Here is a 17,189-nt window from a genome sequence, read left to right as displayed (position 1 = left end):
TGTTATTCCTCAGGCCGCTTGTCTGGCGCTGACGAACGCCGCAAGGCTGTCCACGCTGGTGAAGTGATTACGGGTGTCTTTGGCGTCGGCGTCGATCTTGATGCCATAGCGTTTCTGAATCGCCAGGCCCAGTTCCAGGGCGTCTACCGAATCCAGGCCAAGGCCTTCGCCGAACAGGATCTGATCGTTGCCGATGTCATGGGTGCTGATGTCTTCGAGGCCCAGGGCATCGATAATCAGCTGTTTAATTTCCAGGTGCAGATCGCTCATCTTTGGCGAGCTCCTTAATGAAGTACTGATGCAGATAATCGTTGAGCTTGCGCGAGGCTATTGGGGCCGGGCCAAGCACAGCAAAGGCTTGTGGATCTATATCGGCCCCGACGCGCAAACTGAAGTGCGCACGGCGCTTCGGGATGCGATACCAGGGTTGGGCTTTAGTCAGGGTGCTGGGATTGACTTGGATCGTCACCGGGGTAATGAGTTTCGCACCTCGCAGTGCGATTGAGGCTCCGCCACGATGAAAGGCAGGCACCTGCCCCGGTGTGGTGCGCGTGCCTTCCGGGAAAATAATGAGTGTCTGCCCGCTGTGTAGAGCGTCTGCGGCAGCATCGAGCATCTCCATGCTGCCATCATTGCTGATGTAATCGGCGGAGCGCACCGGCCCCCGGGTAAAGGGGTTCTGCCACAGACTCTGTTTGACCACGCAATTGGCATCGCGCACCAACCCGATCAGAAACACCACGTCGATCAGCGACGGATGGTTGGCAATGATCATCTGGCCTGGGCGGCCGAGTTTTTCCGCGCCCTGGACGTCATAGGTCAGCACGCCAGTGCGCGCCATAAATCGGATGAACCGCCAGAGCAGCCAGCCGATCGTGCGCCGGGCACGCGACCGATGGCGTTGCACATCGCCGGGCAGGCAGCTCAACAAAGGGAAAAACACCAATCGCAGGCACAGGCCGACCACCCCGAAAAGGGCAAAGCTCAGGGCGGTCGCCAGCAGACGCCAATAATAGGCGTCGCGGCGTTTGCTCAGCGGGTCCGTTGCCAGGTCCACAGTCGGTTTTTCCATGAATGTTGGCAGGTGGTCTGCTCGCTCGCTAACGTGCGCAACAGGTTGAGGGCGTGCGGCCATTCCGGGCGGGGCAGGCTTTCGCTGCCAGTGCTCAGGCACAACTGCCAGTCGGTGCCAGGGGTCAGCAGTAGCCCGACCGCGTAGGGAAAGGGCACGTCCTCGATCCAGTCGGCATAAGCGGCGGGTGGTTGTTCTTCCGTGATGATCAGCAGCACGGCTGGCGAGCCCTCGGCCAGCAGGGCAACGGCTTCGATGATACCGTGCTCCAGGCCATCACCGGCTGCGGCCAGCGCCGTCATCTCACTGGTTTCACCGCGCATGATCGACCACAGGCCAATCACGGCATTGTGCACCGAGAGGCTGAACTGGGTGGGCGACAGCGGCTGATTGGCGGCCAGGTCGGTGAGGATGTCGAGGGTGCGCGGGGTTTCACCGTGGCGCGAGACGAACACCAGCGGAAGCGGCTCAATGCCTTCGGCCAACGGCCAGCCAACGCTGAAAGCCATCCGCGCCAGCCGACTCAAGCGTCTGCGCTGCATGGCGGGCAAAAACGAGACGTCAGGCGCCGCATCCCCACTGTCTAAAAGGGATGGACTCAGGCTCCATTGTTGCCAGTCCTCGACCGTTTCCAGGCCGGGGGCCCAGGCGCGCCATTGTGCGATGTTGAACGTGATCACGAGTTTTCTTCCCGCCCCTGCGGGCATGCCTTTCGCTGCGGTTTTCCGAGACAACACCCATTTGGGTATTGTTCGCCGAAACGGCACCCATTCGGGTGAGGCGCTTTAGCCGAGAGGCGCGCATTATCCCGATGGGGCTGATGAGTAGCAAATGCTGTTGCGAATAGATTATTTAGACAAATAGTTCCTTCGTTATGCATTTTTAATTTCGACTTTCCAGTGTAGGAAAATCGCTATTAATTATGTAAGCCTAAGTCCGTTATCAGCGTCTCTTTAGATGAAGCGCTCGCCCTTGTCACCCGCTTTGCTTAGACTCGGGTCCATTCATCGGGCCCATTCATCAAGGCCATTTACAGAACCAAGGAGGTCTATTCATGCGGCGCGTGGTGTTCAATCAGAAAGGCGGAGTGGGTAAGTCCAGTATCGCCTGCAACCTGGCGGCAGTCAGCGCTCACGAAGGGTATCGGACGCTGTTGATCGATCTTGATGCCCAGGCCAACTCGACGCAGTACCTCACCGGTTTGACCGGCGACGATATTCCGATGGGCATCGCCGATTTCTTCAAGCAAACCCTGTCATCAGGTCCGTTTGCCAAGAAGAACAAGGTCGATATCTATGAAACGCCCTTCGACAACCTGCACGTGGTGACCGCCACGGCAGAACTGGCCGACTTGCAGCCCAAGCTTGAGGCCAAGCACAAGATCAACAAGTTGCGAAAACTCCTTGATGAACTGGACGAGGATTACGACCGGATTTACCTGGATACACCGCCTGCGCTGAATTTTTACGCGGTTTCGGCGCTGATTGCCGCCGACAGAGTGTTGATCCCTTTTGACTGCGACAGTTTTTCGCGTCAGGCGCTGTATGGCCTGCTCAAGGAAATCGAAGAACTGAAGGAGGATCACAACGAGGGCCTGGAGGTGGAAGGCATCATCGTCAACCAATTCCAGTCCCGCGCCAGCCTGCCGCAGCAAATCCTTGATGAGTTGATCGCTGAAGGTTTGCCGGTGTTACCGGTTTACCTCAACAGTTCGGTGAAGATGCGTGAGTCGCATCAGGCCAACATCCCGTTGATCCATCTCGAGCCACGGCACAAGTTGACCCAGCAGTTCGTCGATCTGCACGACCTGCTGGAGTCGGGTGCTCAGCGCTGACGTATGCCGCGCTGGAGGGTTGCCGCAGAGGCGAAAACAACTTCTCGCGTGATGAGCCGTCGTGGATGGCACGGGACCATTGTTCAGCGGTCATCCGCGCGGCTTCGGCGAGGTCTGCCGGGATAGGAATCGTCGCCTCCATATCGGCTTGAAAGCTGTCTTGTGTCGCCAATAATCGATGGCTGCCCACTGTGCAGCCGCACTGGACCAATTGGCCGTGGGTTGCCACCGCGACATACTCGTCAACATAGGTTGGATTGCCTTGGGCGATGTAACCGACGCTATCGCACGCCGGGCACCATACGGGGTCGCCCATCCTCGCCAGTTTGCGCAGCAACACGATTGCCTTGGCGGAAGCCGCTATGACAAAACCGTCCGTGGTAGTGAGATCACCTTCCCTGATGACAAACGTCATAGATAGTCCTTACCCATCGTTCAAGTTGAGTAAGGAAGGCTAGTAGTAAAATGCGGCGGCAGGTGCTGGAAAACCCTGTTTCGGAATCGCCCTACAGAAAAGTCAGCAGGTGTGCCGCAGCTGAACAACGTCTAGATCCCTTGGCTTTTCAACCAGGCCAGTAGCTGTGGTAGAGGAAAGGCGCCGCTTTGACGCGCGACTTCCTGGCCGTTCTTGAACAGGATCAAGCTGGGGATAGAACGAATGCCTAGCTGAGCCGACAACTGCTGGTTGGCCTCACTGTCCAGCTTGGCGAGCCGGCAGCGACCGGACAGCTGACTGGCCGCTTGTTCGAAGACGGGTGCAAAAGACTTGCACGGGCCACACCACGCCGCCCACACGTCAACCAACAGCGGCAGATCGCCTTTGATCTGACTGGCGTAGTCGCCCTGAGTGAGTTCGAAAGGCTTGCTCAGCACTACCTGCGCCTTGCAGCGCCCACATTTAGGCTGATCGCCAAGGCGGTCGGCCGGGATGCGATTGAGCCCGTTGCAATGCGGGCAGGGGATCAGGAGTGGGTCTGGCATGGGAGGCTCCGTTGGCAGTGTGTGCATTTGAGATAAATGGTGATGCTGGCGTCGAGAATCAAGTCGGCTTTTATTAGAAAAGATCTAAGTGATTGAAATATAGGCGATGAGTTTTCGGAAGTCTGTAGGGATGACCGGGGGCGCGACCGGCCTGAAGGATCTTCCTGCAATAATGAGTTCAACCATTTTACGACTGCTGTGCAGTTGATCGCAGGCAAGCCTGCTCCTACAGTTTTCAGATGCTTGCGCCTGTGGGATTGTCAACTACCCGTTCAGGGAGTGGTGCCCGGCAATCGAGCTCGATAGTCTCTGGCAACAGCAATCAATCTGTTGTCTTTCTTGAATAAGCGTCTACGTATAAGTGTCGAGGCCCTATATAGCTCCCTATTAATTAATGAATAAGCAGTGCTCGGTTTTTAATATAAAAATAATAACCTCGACTCAAAATGGACTATCACTATGCACATTATTAATCCCATCGTTTTCTCGGCCATGCTAGCGGCTGTCACTGTTTCTGCCGCAGCGCAGGCCGGGCCGGCGGTCAGTGTTACTTTTAAAAATAACGGCACAGCGGCGGCGATCTACAGTGCTGTGGGCAAAAATGGGGCCGGCACCAAGGCGAATGCTTCGCCCACCCCTGAAGGTCAAGTGGAGGCGGGAAAGTTAAATACTTTTACCGTGCAAAGTAATCGTTCGCCAGATGTTAACTATGCGGTCTTACATTATCAGATGGGTTCAAAAATTTGTCAGTTTACAACCACGTATCTGAAGTCTCGTGTGCGGGGTGTTGAACTGCCGAAGTGGAACAAAAATGCAGTCGCCAGCGGTGGGGCTCGGTGTGATGTAAAAATTACCGCCGTCAACTTCTCGACTCATGCGTGGGCGGTTGAGTTCACAATGAAATAACACGTTTGTCGTCAGATCTCTTGTGTTCCTGCTCGATGAAGATTTTCCTTCGTCGAGTAAGGGCTGCTCTCGCTTGTTGCTCTATCGATGGGTAGGAATGTGCAAATGATCAATAATATAAGCGTTTCGGTTACAGGGGCACTCGCGGGAACGGGCCCCGTCAAGACAGTAATAACTCCAATACCCCCCACGAGTCCCATCAACTCCGCGACTGCAGCGGCCGATACCGTTGAGCTATCAACGCTTTCTCGTCAGCTCAGCGAAAGCTCGGCGCGTGCAGAGACAAGGGATAAAGATTTTAGCCGCAGCCAGCTTAGTGATCTGGCCAGAACGTTGAGAGGTCAATTTTCTGGCGAGATCTACCATGCCAATAAGGCTACGCACGATGCCGAGGTGCCCGATACCCATGACCCAGGATTGTTGGCGAGAGCCAAGCAGGCTACGGACTATGTGACCCGCACCGCTATATGGGATACCGGCGCTAAAAACCCTTTCGTTGAATTAACAAGGGAGCAGTTGAGCCTGATTGCATACGATGACGCGGGTTCTTATACCGTGAACGAGAGGCGAGCTGCCTGGTATGGAATACAAGACATGACGCAGGAGTGGAGCAAGAAAGTAGCGGCTCAAGCAATGGACGAGTACAACCGGACGGGTAACGCACATACGCCTGCGATATTGTTTGAAGTGCTGTCCCACTACAAATCATTACCCCCTATCGAGCAGGCTCAATACCCGGGCGATTATGAGACCCGCCTGCTGGGCAGGATCAGCGAGGGCGGGGGTGTTCAAAACACCGAGGACGACCGTCTCCTCACCCTGTTCGAAGTCCTGGCAAATATACAACTGCCTGAAAAAGAGTCTGGCCCCACCGTCCCGGGCCTCAGGATGAACAGCTTATCTCCAGATGTTTCCCCCACTCCGGCGGCCGTTCTGCGTAGTTAGCCATGCCGGGCTGCTCTTCGAAGGGGTTGCTCAGCACGGTGTGCAGGCGGCGCACTTCTTCATAGTTGCCGTCTTCGGCGGCGTCGATGGCTTTTTGTGCCAGATAGTTGCGCAAGATATAGACCGGGTTGACCGCGTGCATGCGTGCTTGGCGTTGTTGCTCGGTGCCATTGTCTTCACGGGCGATTCGCGCCTGATAGTCAGTGGCCCAGGCATCGAAGCCTTTGATGTCGACAAAGTCATCGCGTAGGCGGGTGGAGGCCAGGGCGGCGGGCTCATCGCCCAGTCGACGGAAGAACAGGGTGTAGTCGACGCCGCTGTTCTGCATCAGTTTGAGCAGGCGCTCGATCAGTTGGGTGTCGCCGTCTTCGGCACGGGTCAGGCCCAGCCTGCGGCGCATCAGGTCCAGGTAGTGAGCCTGGTACAACGGCAGGAACAGACCGAGGGCTTCACGCAGGGCTTCGACACTGATGAACGGTGTCAGGGCTTGAGCGAGGGCGCTGAGGTTCCATTGGCCGATGGGCACCTGATTGCTGAAGGAGTAACGACCTTCGTGATCGGAGTGGTTGCAGATGAAGTTCTGGTCGAAGTCATCGAGGAAGGCAAACGGCCCGAAGTCGAAAGTGATGCCCAGAATCGACATGTTGTCGGTGTTCATGACGCCGTGGCAGAAACCGTAGGCTTGCCACTTGGCGATCAACTCGGCGTTGCGTTCGACGATTGTCCGGAACATCGCCAGGTACGGCTCAGGCTGTTCCAGGCATTCGGGAAAGTGCATCGCCAGCACATGCTCGCCCAGCTCTTTCAGGCGTTCCGGCTGCTTGGTGTAGAAGAAGTACTCGAAACTGCCGAAGCGGATATGGCTCGGCGCCAGGCGCAGGACCATGGCTGCGCGCTCCTGCTTCTCCCGCCATACCGGCGTGCTTGAGCCGATCACGCACGCGGCTCGACTGCTGGGGATGCCCAGTGCGTGCAAGGCTTCAGAGGCCAGAAACTCGCGGATCGATGAGCGCAATACCGCCCGGCCATCGCCCATGCGTGAGTAAGGGGTCTGCCCGGCGCCCTTGAGGTGCAAGTCCCAATGTTCGCCAGCGTCGTTGTAAACCTCGCCCAACAGCAGGCCACGACCATCGCCCAACCGTGGGTTGTAGGCGCCGAACTGGTGACCTGAATACACCATGGCCCTCGCATCGGCGTCGGCCCAGAGTTTGTGCCCACTGAAGATTTCGGCGAAGACCGGCAGTTCGGCCTGTGCCGGATCGAGATCAAGCAGCGCCAAGGCGGCAGTACTTGCGACTACCAGGCGCGGATCAGCGATAGGCTCAGGCAGCACCGAAGTGGAGAACGCGTCCCCCAGGCGGGCGAAACGGTTGTCGAAGGTCAGTTCGTCGAGGGCTTTCAAGGGCCACCTCCAGCAGAATGTCCGACCATTCTGCTGGGATTAAGCGTGTCAGTCGAGCCTGATGTCCGGTGGCTCGGGTACGTCCTTGGCGGCAGGGGGCGTCGCCGGGACCGGAGCGCTGGTTTTTTCTGCGGCTTCGATGGGCACCATCTTGTATTCCTGACCCTGCATGTTCTTGAGGTAGACCTCCACCTGCCGGAACGAGATGTTGATGTGCTGTGCCTTGAACTCGCGGTTAATGAAGCGGTTGATCTCGTCGAGCACCGGGTTGCGGTCGCCGAGGTCTCGCACGTGCATGCGCAGCTCGTGGTCGAGGGTGCTTTCGCCGAAGTTCAGGAAGTACACGATAGGCGGCGGGTCTTTGAGCACCCGTGGGTTTTCGTGGGCGGCCTTGAGCAGCAGATTGCGCACCAACTCCAGGTCCGAGCCGTAATCGACTCCCAGTTTCAGGGTGACGCGGGTGATGGTGTCGGTCAGCGACCAGTTGATCAGTTGCCCGGTGATGAAGGTCTTGTTCGGGACAATGATGTCCTTGCGGTCGAAGTCGGTGATGGTCGTGGCGCGGATACGGATCTTGCTGACCGTGCCCGACAGGTTGCCGATGGTGATGGTGTCGCCGATCCGCACCGGACGTTCGAACAGGATCATGATGCCGGAGATGAAGTTGGCGAAAATCTCCTGCATCCCGAAACCCAAACCGACCGACAGTGCCGCGACCAGCCATTGCAGCTTGTCCCAACTCACGCCCAGCGCCGACAGGGTGGAAACGAAACCGACCCCGGCAATCGCATACGACAGGAGGGTCGTCGTCGCGTAGGCGCTGCCCTGGGCCAGGCTCAGGCGTGACAGCACCAGCACTTCCAGCAGGCCAGGCAGGTTGCCAGCCAGTACGACGGTGATGCAGATGATGATCAGTGCGCCAATCATGTCGCCGAGGCTGATCGGCACCATGCTCATGGTCGCGCCGGTGCCGCTGGTGTATTCGTAGAGGGTGATGTTGTCCAGATAGGAGAACACCGTGATCAGGTCGGACCAGACCCAGTACAGCGCGCCGATGAAGCCGCCGAGCAAGGCCAGACGAATCAGGCGCAAGGACTGTTCGTTGACCTGTTCGATGTCCAGTGTCGGCTCTTCGATCACTGTGTCGCCATCGCCGCTTTCCTTGGCCGCCTGACGTTTGCTCAGGGCGCGCTGGTAGGCCAGGCGTCGTGCCGCTACGCCCAGGCCGCGGATGAAGGCGGCTTCGATCACCAGCCACAGCATCAGTAAGTACAGGGTGTTGATCAGTCGATCACTGAGTTTCAGTGCCGTGTAGTAGTAGCCGAAGCACACCGCGATGAACAAGGCGATCGGCAGGGCGGTGAAAATCACGCCGATCGCTTTGCGGAACAGCGACGCGCTCTCGCGGGTGGGGCTGCTGATCAGCAAACGGCTTAGCAGCCAGGTCATCATGGCGTAGCACGTCAGAACAACGGCAATCCCCAGGACGTCGTCGGCCAGCGCGGCAGGTTGATGTTCCGCCATCGCGACGACGGCGACCAGCGCCAGCACCACCAGGCCCAGGCGGCGAATCCAGCCTCTGAGGAATTCAACCTGCGGTTTTTCCCAGCGGAAATGCAGTTGTGCGACGCCGCCCGGCGCGAGAACTCGGTAAGCGGTATAGAACACCAGCCAGGCCAGGGCGATTTGTAGCAAGGCCGAGCCCAGGTTGGCGTTTTGCCCCCGGGCGTCAATTTGCAGGGCGTAGCCACACAACGCCAGGCCCAGCGCCACGGGCATGGCCAGCAAGATATTGATCAGGATCGCCAGCGGCGTTTGCCATTGGCTGTCGCGTTTGAAGTGGCCGATATCGGAGTGCAATTTGTTCAGCTTGCTGTAGAGCGCTTTGCGCTTCCACACCAGTGCGCCGATCAACAGCAGCAGTGGCAGAAACAGCAGGGGTCTGCTTGTCAGCCCGTCTGCCAACTCGCTGACACTCGAAGCCCACGGAAGGGTGGCGAGCTGTTTTGTCAGGCGCGGCTGGATGCCTTCTATCCATTCCAGGTCCAGCGGTTTGTTGCTGGGAATCCAGAACATCTGTTCGTCGAGGGTGGAACGCAGGCTCAGCGCCGTGCTGACCAGCTGTTTTTGACTGAGCTGCAGGGTAATGGACTCATTGAGCAGTGCGCTCAGCTCACGGTTCAAACGTTCCAGCAGATCGCTGCGGGTGGTCGCAAGGTCAAGCAAGGTTTTGCGCAGCAGCGGTGTAACGTCTTCTGGCGGCTGGGTGGCGAGCAGCTTTTCGACATAAGCGCTTGGGCTGCTGATCAACTCCCGCTGTTGATTGACTTCGAATTGATACAGGCGAATGTCGGCGATTTCATCGGCCAAGCCATTGTCGAGCGTCAGGTGCGGCAGGGCCTGTTTCTGTTTATAGAGGATTTTGGACAGCAGCAGACTGCCTTTGAGAACGTTGATCTGTTCATCCAGCGCCTGATCGCTTTGGGTCAGGCTGTCCAGCTGTTGCTTGGTCTTGAGGTTTTGCTGGGTCAAATCGTTGAGCCGGTCGGTGCCGCGCAACAGGTAATCCGAGAGCTTGAGGTTGGCCGCGCTTTCAGTAGCCAGCAGGCTGCTGCTGCCCGCTTTTTGCGCTTCGATGGACAGTTGCGTGACGGTTTGTTGCGACTGGGCCCGGCGCTTGTCGTTGATCAGGGTTTGCAGGTCTTGAATTTCCTGCTCTTGCCGGCGGACACGCTCGGTCAACAGGTCATGCTGGCTGTTGCCGAGGTCCTGCAGCAGGCTGTTCCCCGCCAGTTCCTGACGGCGCAATACGGTCACGGCGTTGAGCGAAGCCAATTCTGCGTTGAGCTGGTCGCGCTGGTCGGCGCTGATGGTCTTGCCGCCATCCTTGCCTGACTTGAGGAGGTTATTGATCTGCTGGGCGCGGGTCTGATTGCTACTGATCTCGGCCTGCGCCCGTTCCGGGCGGGTCTGGGCGGTGATGGTCAGGCTGTTGGCGTCGTTCAGGCTCTTCTGCAGGTCACTGAGCTGAGTACTGCGTTCGGTGAGCAATTGTTCGAGTGGCGGCACGTCGAGATTGGCGTAACGCTGGGTCGTCGGGACAGCCTTGCTGGCTTTGAGACGGGTCAGTTCTCGCTGGTTTTCCGTCGTCTGGCGCGGAGCCTGGCTCAGTTGCTGTTTGAGTTCGGTCAGGCGCTTTTCAGCGTCTTCCTTGCTGGTGATCAGCGTCAGGGTTTGCTCAAGCACCTGTTGCAGGGCTTTTTGATCCGCGTCGGGCAATTTGCGTTCGGCAATTTTATCCAGACTTTGCTGCACGGCGCTGCGGGTGGGCGGCTCGGCAGCCTGTGCGGGAACGGTAGAGAGGCAGAGCCCAAGCAGGGCGGCAACAAAAAAAGTGCGCAGGTTGAGCATAAGTACCGGTCGAACTGATCGAAGAGAGAGGGAGTTTAGAGGAACAACCCAGGACCTGGGCGGCTCCCTTCGGGAAATTTGACGCCGACTTTAAGGATCTTGTTCCCGTCCATCACCGCAACGGTCCAAATTGTACCGTTCCATTCGATCTGATCGCCGACCACCGGTTCGCCGCGATTCTTCTGAATGATGAATTGGCTAAGCGGCATATCCGGATCCAGGCCGTCGAGTTTCAAACCGTACAATGCCGCGACAGGCCCGAGCTGAGCGTCTCCCTCGAGGACGAAGTCGCCGAAGAAACGTAAGTCCAGACCGCGTTGCGGGGCCTGGCTGAACAGCTTGCCCAGGGCAGACAGGTCATGCTCATGGCCGATCACGCAGAGCAGATCACCGACTTCGAGGGTGGTACTACCCGACGGATGGAGCAGTTGTTGGCCGCGAAACAGGGCCGCGATGCGGGTGCCCTCGGGCATTTTCAGTTCACGCAGGGCGGCGCCGATGCACCATTTTTCAGCACCCAGGCGGTAAACGAACAGTTCCCACTCACTGGTGGCATGCACCTCCAGCGCGGCGCGTGAAATCGGTGCCGGTTCTGGCGGTACGGTAACTTTCAGCAGTTTGGCGACCCACGGCAGGCTCGTCCCCTGGACCAGCAGCGAGACCAGTACGATAAAAAAAGCGAGGTTGAAATACAGCTGCGCATGCGGCAACCCGGCCATCAGCGGGAACACCGCGAGAATGATCGGCACTGCGCCGCGCAGGCCGACCCAGGCGATAAATGCTTTTTCCCGATCATGGAACGCTTTGAATGGCAGCAGGCCGACCAGCACCGACAGCGGCCGGGCAAACAGAATCATCCACAGTGCCAGACCCAGCGCGGGCAGGGCGATGGGCAGTAAATCATGCGGCGTGACCAGCAGGCCCAGCACCAGGAACATGCCGATCTGCGCCAACCAGGCCATGCCGTCGAGCATGTGCAGAATGCCGTGGCGGCTGCGGATCGGACGGTTGCCAAGCACCAGGCCGCACAGGTACACCGCCAGGAAGCCGCTGCCGTGGATGGCGTTGGTCAGGGCAAACACCGCCAGCCCGCCGCTGATCACCAGAATGGGGTACAGGCCGTTTGCCAGATTGATCCGGTTGACCAGTTGCAGCATCAGCCAGCCGCCGCCCAGACCGATAATCCCGCCGATACCAAACTCGCGAATCAGATGCCCCAGCAGACTCCAGTGCAGGCCGGTTTCGCCGCTTGCGAGCATGTCGATCAGGGTCACGGTCAAGAAAACCGCCATCGGGTCGTTGCTGCCGGATTCGATTTCCAGGCTGGCGGTAACCCGTTCGTTCAGGCCTTTACCGCCCAGCAGCGAGAAGACCGCGGCGGCATCGGTCGAGCCGACGATCGCGCCAATCAACAGACCCTGAATCAAATTCAGATTAAACAGCCATGCGGCCGCCACCCCGGTCAACCCGGTGGTGATCAGGACACCGACCGTTGCCAATGACAGCGCCGGCCACAGCGCAACCCGGAAGCTGGCGACGCGTGTGCGCAAGCCGCCATCGAGCAAAATCACCGCTAGGGCGAGGTTGCCGACCAGATACGCCGTTGGGTAGTTGTCGAAAATGATCCCGCCGCCATCGACGCCCGCTGCCATGCCCACCGCGAGGATGATGACCAGAATCGGGATGCCGAGACGCGAAGAAATGGAGCTGACCAGGATACTTGCACCCACCAGCAACGCGCCGATCAAGAACAGGCTGTTGATGGTTGTTGCATCCAAGGGCGGTACTCCAGAAAGCAAATTCAAAAGGCTGGGCGTGAACTGACTATGCAGTCCGCGTGCCAAGCGATTCTAACCTGTTGAATTGGCTGGCTGTCAAAGCTTTACTGTTTATGACCGGTCATGGCTTACCCAAGGTCATAAATAATTAAGCCTGATGTGCTTCCTTGATCTGCTCACGTACACGACTTCCATTATTCGAGAGACAGGAAGTCATGACTATTAATAACCCGCTTGATTTCAATGCCGGGCAACCCGATAAAAGCGACGAATTTCAGCTAAAGGCAATAGCCCGTCAGTTCATGGCCAGGTACCCCGATACCCATAGCATGGCGTATTCGGCGGCAACGAAAATCTTGCGTAAATACACTGACCAGAAGTTAAACCCCGATAAGGTTTACTGGCATCGTTTCAGTACGGCTGTCAGCAGTCCCCGATCGTTTACTGGCTGGCAGCACGTAGATCCACCGATTGAGTCGATGACCTTCATTGAGCTGGTGATGCATCGCTTCAGTGCTCGCGATCAGGAAGACTGGGATGAGCTTCAACTCTACGGTGGCTTTTACACCGATGGCCCGGAGCACGCGGCCTTCGATGAGCGTAACGAAGTACGGATGTTGCCCAAAGATGTCATGAAAGATTTTTGGGCGCTGGATTTCAGTGCGGCTTACGCCCGGAAAATGCAGCGCTTCTGGGCGGCCCACAGTGATAATTTTCGCACATTGGCCAAGTCGCATTTCCTGGCAGCGGCCGGGCAAAGCCTTCGAGGCGGACACTTGTCTCCAGAGGATTTCCAGACGGTAATCCACTCCGTCACCGATGGTCTTGAACCTGTAATGACGCTGGCCATGCTGACAGCGAAAGTGGCGCCGAAAGCAGGCATCACGATGCGCACCTTTGATCTTGGAGGGTACGTGTCCCGCGACATACTGCGCATCGTCGATGCTCAGGGGCGACAGCTGGTGTATGTACCGGGCGAGAATCCGGCGTTTCACGGTTTCGCCAACGAGCATGATCTGTATGAGTGGGTTCGCGGCCGTCTGGCTGACGAGGCCTCAAAAGCAGCGTTCACCCAGCATTTTCTACATTCGGCAGCGGCTCGAGAGCGAGAGGGCGACGCGTTCAACGAGGTCATCACGCAGGTGCTCCGGCAGGATGGGTTCGAGCGCGGAATCGTTAACAAACATAATGAGTTCATCGTCAGTGATGTTTTTGAATATGTGCGTGAGAGTGCTCGAAAGGAAATGGCGTCTGATGCCTTCACACTGCTGACATCCAACAGCAGCCTGCGCAAACAGATATGGATAGGTTACCTGAGCGCCTTTACCCATGTGGTCGGCGGTTTGGCACCGCTGGGTTGGCCCGTAGCGTTGGCACTGATCGGCGCTGGCATCAGCAGCGTGGGGTTGAACGTGGATCAGGCGATCAACGGTGCCAGCGCACGCATGCGTAAAGCCGGGGTTGAAGCGGCGATTCTTAATTCGATTTTCGTGGTGTTCAACCTGCCGTTGCTCGCCGGTCTTCGTGAAGTTGGCGAAGCAGGTGAAGCGTTGGGCGCGGGCGACATCGGCGGGGAAGAGGCCGGGCTGCCGTCGGAGTCGGTGATACCGCTGGAGCCACCTGTCTTGGGATCATCGGATGCCGAAAAACCGCTGGCGGGCCTGGAAGGCAATGTGATTCTCGATGAGGCCGTACCGCTGGCTACCGAGGGTCGTCTGCGCAGCGTTCATGTGCTGGCCAATGGTGAAACCTGGATCAGCTTGAATGATCTGCCCTATCAAGTGCGCTACAGCGAAGAGTTGCACACCTGGACGGTGGTCGATCCGAGCAACCCGTTTGGATTTTATGGTGCCAAGCCAGTGCGCCTCAACGCGCAGGGTGAATGGGAGCTGGCGTCGGGGCCGAAATTGACAGGCGGCATGGATGATGCCGTTACTGCTTCGCAGGCGGGCGCCGAGCTGACGGGCAAACCTTATCCCACTACGACATCAACCTTCTGGGATGCCTGGATGCAGTTCAATCCGGAGGAGGAGTCGCGCCTGTCCGAGGCTGCACTTGAGCGACAAAAAGGGGTGATCGACATACTGGAGGTGCCTACTGATGAACTCGTCGAAGATGATGACGGCTTCGATAAATTCGTCGATGAGTGGGGCGACGATCATCGGGTATTCAAGACGGATGAGGGGCACTTCAGCGGGGGGAATATCAAGCATTACGTACAGGAAGATGATGCTTACAACACATTCCTGCGCACAGGAGAGTCGTACGGTCATAACGACTCGGCGTCTATGATTGAGGCACTTGCCAATGACCTGGAGCAGGTCGGCTTCGACAACTCGGTGAGTTTGTATCGGGGAGGCAGCGGAGAGCGCGGCACTTCCGGGATCACCTTTCGCAGCGGGGTTATCAAGTCAGGGGATACGCTGGTCAATACAGACATCACCTCGTTTAGTGAGAATCCATATGTAGCGAGAAACTTCGCGAACAGTCAGGGAGGAGAGTCATCGGCCTACGTTAAAAGCCTGGGCACCTTCGACGACACATCGATCATCTATGTTATTCCCGCTAACAGTTATCTGGAAGCAACCCCCATCGCTCCCTTCGCCTCGGGCTCGGAAGAAGCTGAATCGGTCTTCCTGCCAGGACACTATTTTCGCGTCGACCGTATCGAAGAGGTAGTGGGTTCAAACTACCGTTTCATCAAAGTTGAAATGACTGAAATCGATGCGTCGCAATCTTCCGGCGGAGTCTACGACTTGCGCACCGGTGAACCCTTCACCCGCGCCGCCTACGCAGCGAAATTGGGCCCCGGTGCGAAGTCGCTGGTTGATCGCTTCTTCCCGTGAGGCAGGCCATCTGCCTGCCCGTTAAAACCAGGCGTCTTGCATCGACAGGCAGGTGTCATCCCGCGCTTCGAGAATCGCCAGCTCGTGATGGCAGCCGGGGACTTCCCATGTCAGGAAGTACCGGGCGGCTTGAAGCTTGCCTTTATAGAAGCTGACGTCGGCTTCATTGCCCATTGCCAGGCCTTCTTCGGCGCGGATCGCCTGTTCCAGCCAGCGCCAGCCAATCACGGTATGACCGAACGCTTTCAGGTACAGCGCCGAATTGGCCAGGCTGCTGTTGACCTTGCCCTGCGCCAGGTCGGTCAACAGGCCGATGGTCACGGTTTGCAGGCGTGCCACCAATTGCTCCAGCGGTTGGCGCAGCGGCGTTAAACCTTCATGGGCCTGCGCGCGGGCTGCGGTGTCGGCGATCAGGCGGATCAGTTGCTTGAGTCCGGCACCGCCGTTTTGCCCCAGTTTTCGCCCGAGCAGATCCAGCGACTGAATGCCGTGGGTGCCCTCATGAATCGGGTTCAAGCGGTTATCGCGGTAGTACTGCTCCACCGGGTACTCGCGGGTGTAGCCATGGCCGCCGAGAATCTGGATCGCCAGTTCGTTGGCCTTGAGGCAGAACTCGGAGGGCCAGGATTTGACGATAGGCGTCAGTAAATCGAGTAACTCGTGGGCCTGCTTGCGGACCTCTTCGGTTTCCCCAGTGGTGGTGTCGTCAAATAGCCGCGCGGCATACAGACCGAGGTCGAAGGCGCCTTCGACGTAGGCTTTCTGCGTCAGCAACATGCGTTTGACGTCGGCATGCTGGATGATCGCAACCGGCGCGGTTTCCGGGTTTTTGCTGTCCGGCAGACGACCTTGCGGGCGTTCGCGGGCGTACTCCAGTGAGTACAGATACCCGGCGTAACCCAGCATCACGGCGCCCATGCCGACGCCGATCCGTGCTTCGTTCATCATCTGGAACATATAGCTCAAGCCTTGATGCGGCTTGCCCACCAGATAGCCGACACACTCGCCGTTATCACCAAAGTTCAGCGCTGTGGAGGTGGTGCCGCGCCAGCCCATCTTGTGGAACAAACCGGCCAGCAGCACGTCATTGCGCTTGCCCAGACTGCCATCATCGTTGACCAGAAACTTGGGCACGATAAACAGTGAGATGCCTTTCACCCCGGCAGGCGCGTCAGGCAGCTTGGCCAAGACCATGTGCACTATGTTTTCCGACAACGGATGATCGCCGCCAGAGATAAAAATCTTGTTGCCGCGCAGGCGATAGCTGCCGTCCGTGGCAGGTTCGGCGCGGGTGCGAATGTCCGACAGCGACGAGCCGGCATGCGGTTCAGTCAGGGCCATGGTGCCGAAAAAACGTCCGTCGATCATCGGCTGCAAAAAGCGCTGCTTCTGTTCTTCGCTGCCAAAGCTTTCGATCAGATTGGCCGCACCCATGGTCAGGAACGGGTACGACGTCGACGCGGCATTGGCCGATTGAAAGTGCGCAAAGCAGGCTTGCGACAGCAGCGTAGGCAACTGCATACCGCCCGCCTCGAAGCTGCGCGCGGCGTTAAGAAAACCCGCTTCAAGGAACGCATCCACCGCCGGTTTGACTTCCGGGATCAGGATCGCCTCGCCATTCTCATAGCGCGGCTCGTTCTCGTCACCCTTGCGGTTGTGCGGGGCGAAATACTTTTCCGCAATGGTCCGTGCCGTACCAATCGCCGCATCGAAGGTCTCGCGATTGTGCTCGGCGAAACGCTCGCGCTGGGTCAGGGCTTCGGCATCGAGTACTTCATACAGCTCGAAAGCCAGATTGCGGGAACTGAGCAGCGTCTCGGACATGGCGGCCTACCTTTTTTAGAATGCTCGGAGTCTAGGCGGTGGCGCAGGCTGCTGAATAGCAAGATTGATGCGGGTGATAGAGGGGTAAAACGGGGCGATAACAGTGTGTCAGGCAGACCGAGTCAAGCTGATCGCGGGCAAGCCCGCTCCTACATGAAATACGGAATCCATGTAGGAGCGGGCTTGCCCG

General features: G+C 58.0%; 12 protein-coding genes and 1 pseudogene. 4 read left to right on the top strand and 9 right to left on the bottom strand.

Features of this window, described 5'->3' with window-relative positions; genetic code table 11:
• Nucleotides 1-9: 9 nt before the first annotated feature.
• The 3 genes from AC1MEA_RS05420 to AC1MEA_RS05410 are packed head-to-tail and all read right to left on the bottom strand — an operon-like array spanning nucleotide 10 to nucleotide 1,779.
• A complete protein-coding gene (locus AC1MEA_RS05420; RefSeq protein WP_219064478.1) occupies nucleotides 10-270 on the bottom strand; it encodes a phosphopantetheine-binding protein in 261 nt (86 codons plus the stop codon).
• Nucleotides 245-1,057 carry a lysophospholipid acyltransferase family protein gene (locus AC1MEA_RS05415; protein WP_449634357.1) on the bottom strand — a complete coding sequence of 271 codons (813 nt, stop codon included), beginning with the start codon at nucleotides 1,055-1,057 and terminating at the stop codon, nucleotides 245-247. Before AC1MEA_RS05415 ends, AC1MEA_RS05420 begins: the two co-directional genes overlap by 26 nt.
• A complete protein-coding gene (locus AC1MEA_RS05410) occupies nucleotides 1,033-1,779 on the bottom strand; it encodes a beta-ketoacyl synthase chain length factor (protein WP_480917048.1) in 747 nt (248 codons plus the stop codon). Before AC1MEA_RS05410 ends, AC1MEA_RS05415 begins: the two co-directional genes overlap by 25 nt.
• A gap of 347 nt (nucleotides 1,780-2,126) precedes the next feature.
• On the opposite strand from AC1MEA_RS05410, the gene AC1MEA_RS05405 reads away from it, so the two are divergent.
• Nucleotides 2,127-2,906 carry a ParA family protein gene (locus AC1MEA_RS05405; RefSeq protein WP_219064476.1) on the top strand — a complete coding sequence of 260 codons (780 nt, stop codon included), beginning with the start codon at nucleotides 2,127-2,129 and terminating at the stop codon, nucleotides 2,904-2,906.
• Nucleotides 2,907-2,934: 28 nt separating this feature from the next.
• Here AC1MEA_RS05405 and AC1MEA_RS05400 read toward each other — a convergent pair.
• Nucleotides 2,935-3,321: pseudogene (locus AC1MEA_RS05400) on the bottom strand (PAAR domain-containing protein); the annotation flags it as partial.
• A 131-nt stretch (nucleotides 3,322-3,452) separates the two neighbouring features.
• Entirely contained in the window at nucleotides 3,453-3,887 is a 435-nt protein-coding gene (gene trxC / locus AC1MEA_RS05395) for a thioredoxin TrxC (protein ID WP_219064475.1), read from the bottom strand.
• A 459-nt stretch (nucleotides 3,888-4,346) separates the two neighbouring features.
• Between trxC and AC1MEA_RS05390 the strand changes: the two genes are divergently transcribed.
• Together AC1MEA_RS05390 and AC1MEA_RS05385 are read left to right on the top strand one after the other, a co-directional pair.
• Nucleotides 4,347-4,793 carry a hypothetical protein gene (locus AC1MEA_RS05390; RefSeq protein WP_480917047.1) on the top strand — a complete coding sequence of 149 codons (447 nt, stop codon included), beginning with the start codon at nucleotides 4,347-4,349 and terminating at the stop codon, nucleotides 4,791-4,793.
• Nucleotides 4,794-4,898: 105 nt separating this feature from the next.
• Nucleotides 4,899-5,738, top strand: coding sequence for a hypothetical protein (locus tag AC1MEA_RS05385; protein WP_480917046.1), 840 nt, complete (start codon nucleotides 4,899-4,901; stop codon nucleotides 5,736-5,738).
• Here the strand turns inward: AC1MEA_RS05385 and selO are convergent.
• The 3 genes from selO to AC1MEA_RS05370 are packed head-to-tail and all read right to left on the bottom strand — an operon-like array spanning nucleotide 5,677 to nucleotide 12,329.
• Nucleotides 5,677-7,140, bottom strand: coding sequence for a protein adenylyltransferase SelO (gene selO / locus AC1MEA_RS05380; RefSeq protein WP_480917045.1), 1,464 nt, complete (start codon nucleotides 7,138-7,140; stop codon nucleotides 5,677-5,679). The genes AC1MEA_RS05385 and selO overlap by 62 nt on opposite strands.
• A 48-nt stretch (nucleotides 7,141-7,188) precedes the next feature.
• Complete coding sequence (gene mscK / locus AC1MEA_RS05375; protein ID WP_219064473.1) at nucleotides 7,189-10,551, bottom strand: mechanosensitive channel MscK; 3,363 nt, start codon at nucleotides 10,549-10,551, stop codon at nucleotides 7,189-7,191.
• A 35-nt stretch (nucleotides 10,552-10,586) separates the two neighbouring features.
• A complete protein-coding gene (locus tag AC1MEA_RS05370) occupies nucleotides 10,587-12,329 on the bottom strand; it encodes a potassium/proton antiporter (RefSeq protein WP_219064472.1) in 1,743 nt (580 codons plus the stop codon).
• Nucleotides 12,330-12,544: 215 nt separating this feature from the next.
• Here AC1MEA_RS05370 and AC1MEA_RS05365 point away from each other — a divergent pair, with 215 nt between their 5' ends.
• On the top strand, nucleotides 12,545-15,175 hold the full coding sequence (locus tag AC1MEA_RS05365) for a dermonecrotic toxin domain-containing protein (RefSeq protein WP_480917044.1): 2,631 nt from the start codon (nucleotides 12,545-12,547) through the stop codon (nucleotides 15,173-15,175).
• A 21-nt stretch (nucleotides 15,176-15,196) separates the two neighbouring features.
• Here the strand turns inward: AC1MEA_RS05365 and AC1MEA_RS05360 are convergent, their stop codons facing one another.
• On the bottom strand, nucleotides 15,197-16,999 hold the full coding sequence (locus AC1MEA_RS05360) for an acyl-CoA dehydrogenase (protein ID WP_480917043.1): 1,803 nt from the start codon (nucleotides 16,997-16,999) through the stop codon (nucleotides 15,197-15,199).
• Nucleotides 17,000-17,189: the final 190 nt, after the last annotated feature.

It is taken from the genome of Pseudomonas sp. ASL8 (assembly GCF_056680355.1).
This window is presented reverse-complemented; position numbering and strand designations above follow the sequence as displayed.

What these genes read in the sequence shown, in the direction of transcription:
- mscK (WP_219064473.1), bottom strand. Translation starts at nt 10,551, where the DNA reads ATGCTCAACCTGCGCACTTTTTTTGTTGCCGCCCTGCTTGGGCTCTGC.
- AC1MEA_RS05365 (WP_480917044.1), top strand. Translation starts at nt 12,545, where the DNA reads ATGACTATTAATAACCCGCTTGATTTCAATGCCGGGCAACCCGATAAA.
- AC1MEA_RS05390 (WP_480917047.1), top strand. Translation starts at nt 4,347, where the DNA reads ATGCACATTATTAATCCCATCGTTTTCTCGGCCATGCTAGCGGCTGTC.
- AC1MEA_RS05360 (WP_480917043.1), bottom strand. Translation starts at nt 16,999, where the DNA reads ATGTCCGAGACGCTGCTCAGTTCCCGCAATCTGGCTTTCGAGCTGTAT.
- AC1MEA_RS05420 (WP_219064478.1), bottom strand. Translation starts at nt 270, where the DNA reads ATGAGCGATCTGCACCTGGAAATTAAACAGCTGATTATCGATGCCCTG.
- AC1MEA_RS05410 (WP_480917048.1), bottom strand. Translation starts at nt 1,779, where the DNA reads ATGCCCGCAGGGGCGGGAAGAAAACTCGTGATCACGTTCAACATCGCA.
- AC1MEA_RS05405 (WP_219064476.1), top strand. Translation starts at nt 2,127, where the DNA reads ATGCGGCGCGTGGTGTTCAATCAGAAAGGCGGAGTGGGTAAGTCCAGT.
- AC1MEA_RS05385 (WP_480917046.1), top strand. Translation starts at nt 4,899, where the DNA reads ATGATCAATAATATAAGCGTTTCGGTTACAGGGGCACTCGCGGGAACG.
- trxC (WP_219064475.1), bottom strand. Translation starts at nt 3,887, where the DNA reads ATGCCAGACCCACTCCTGATCCCCTGCCCGCATTGCAACGGGCTCAAT.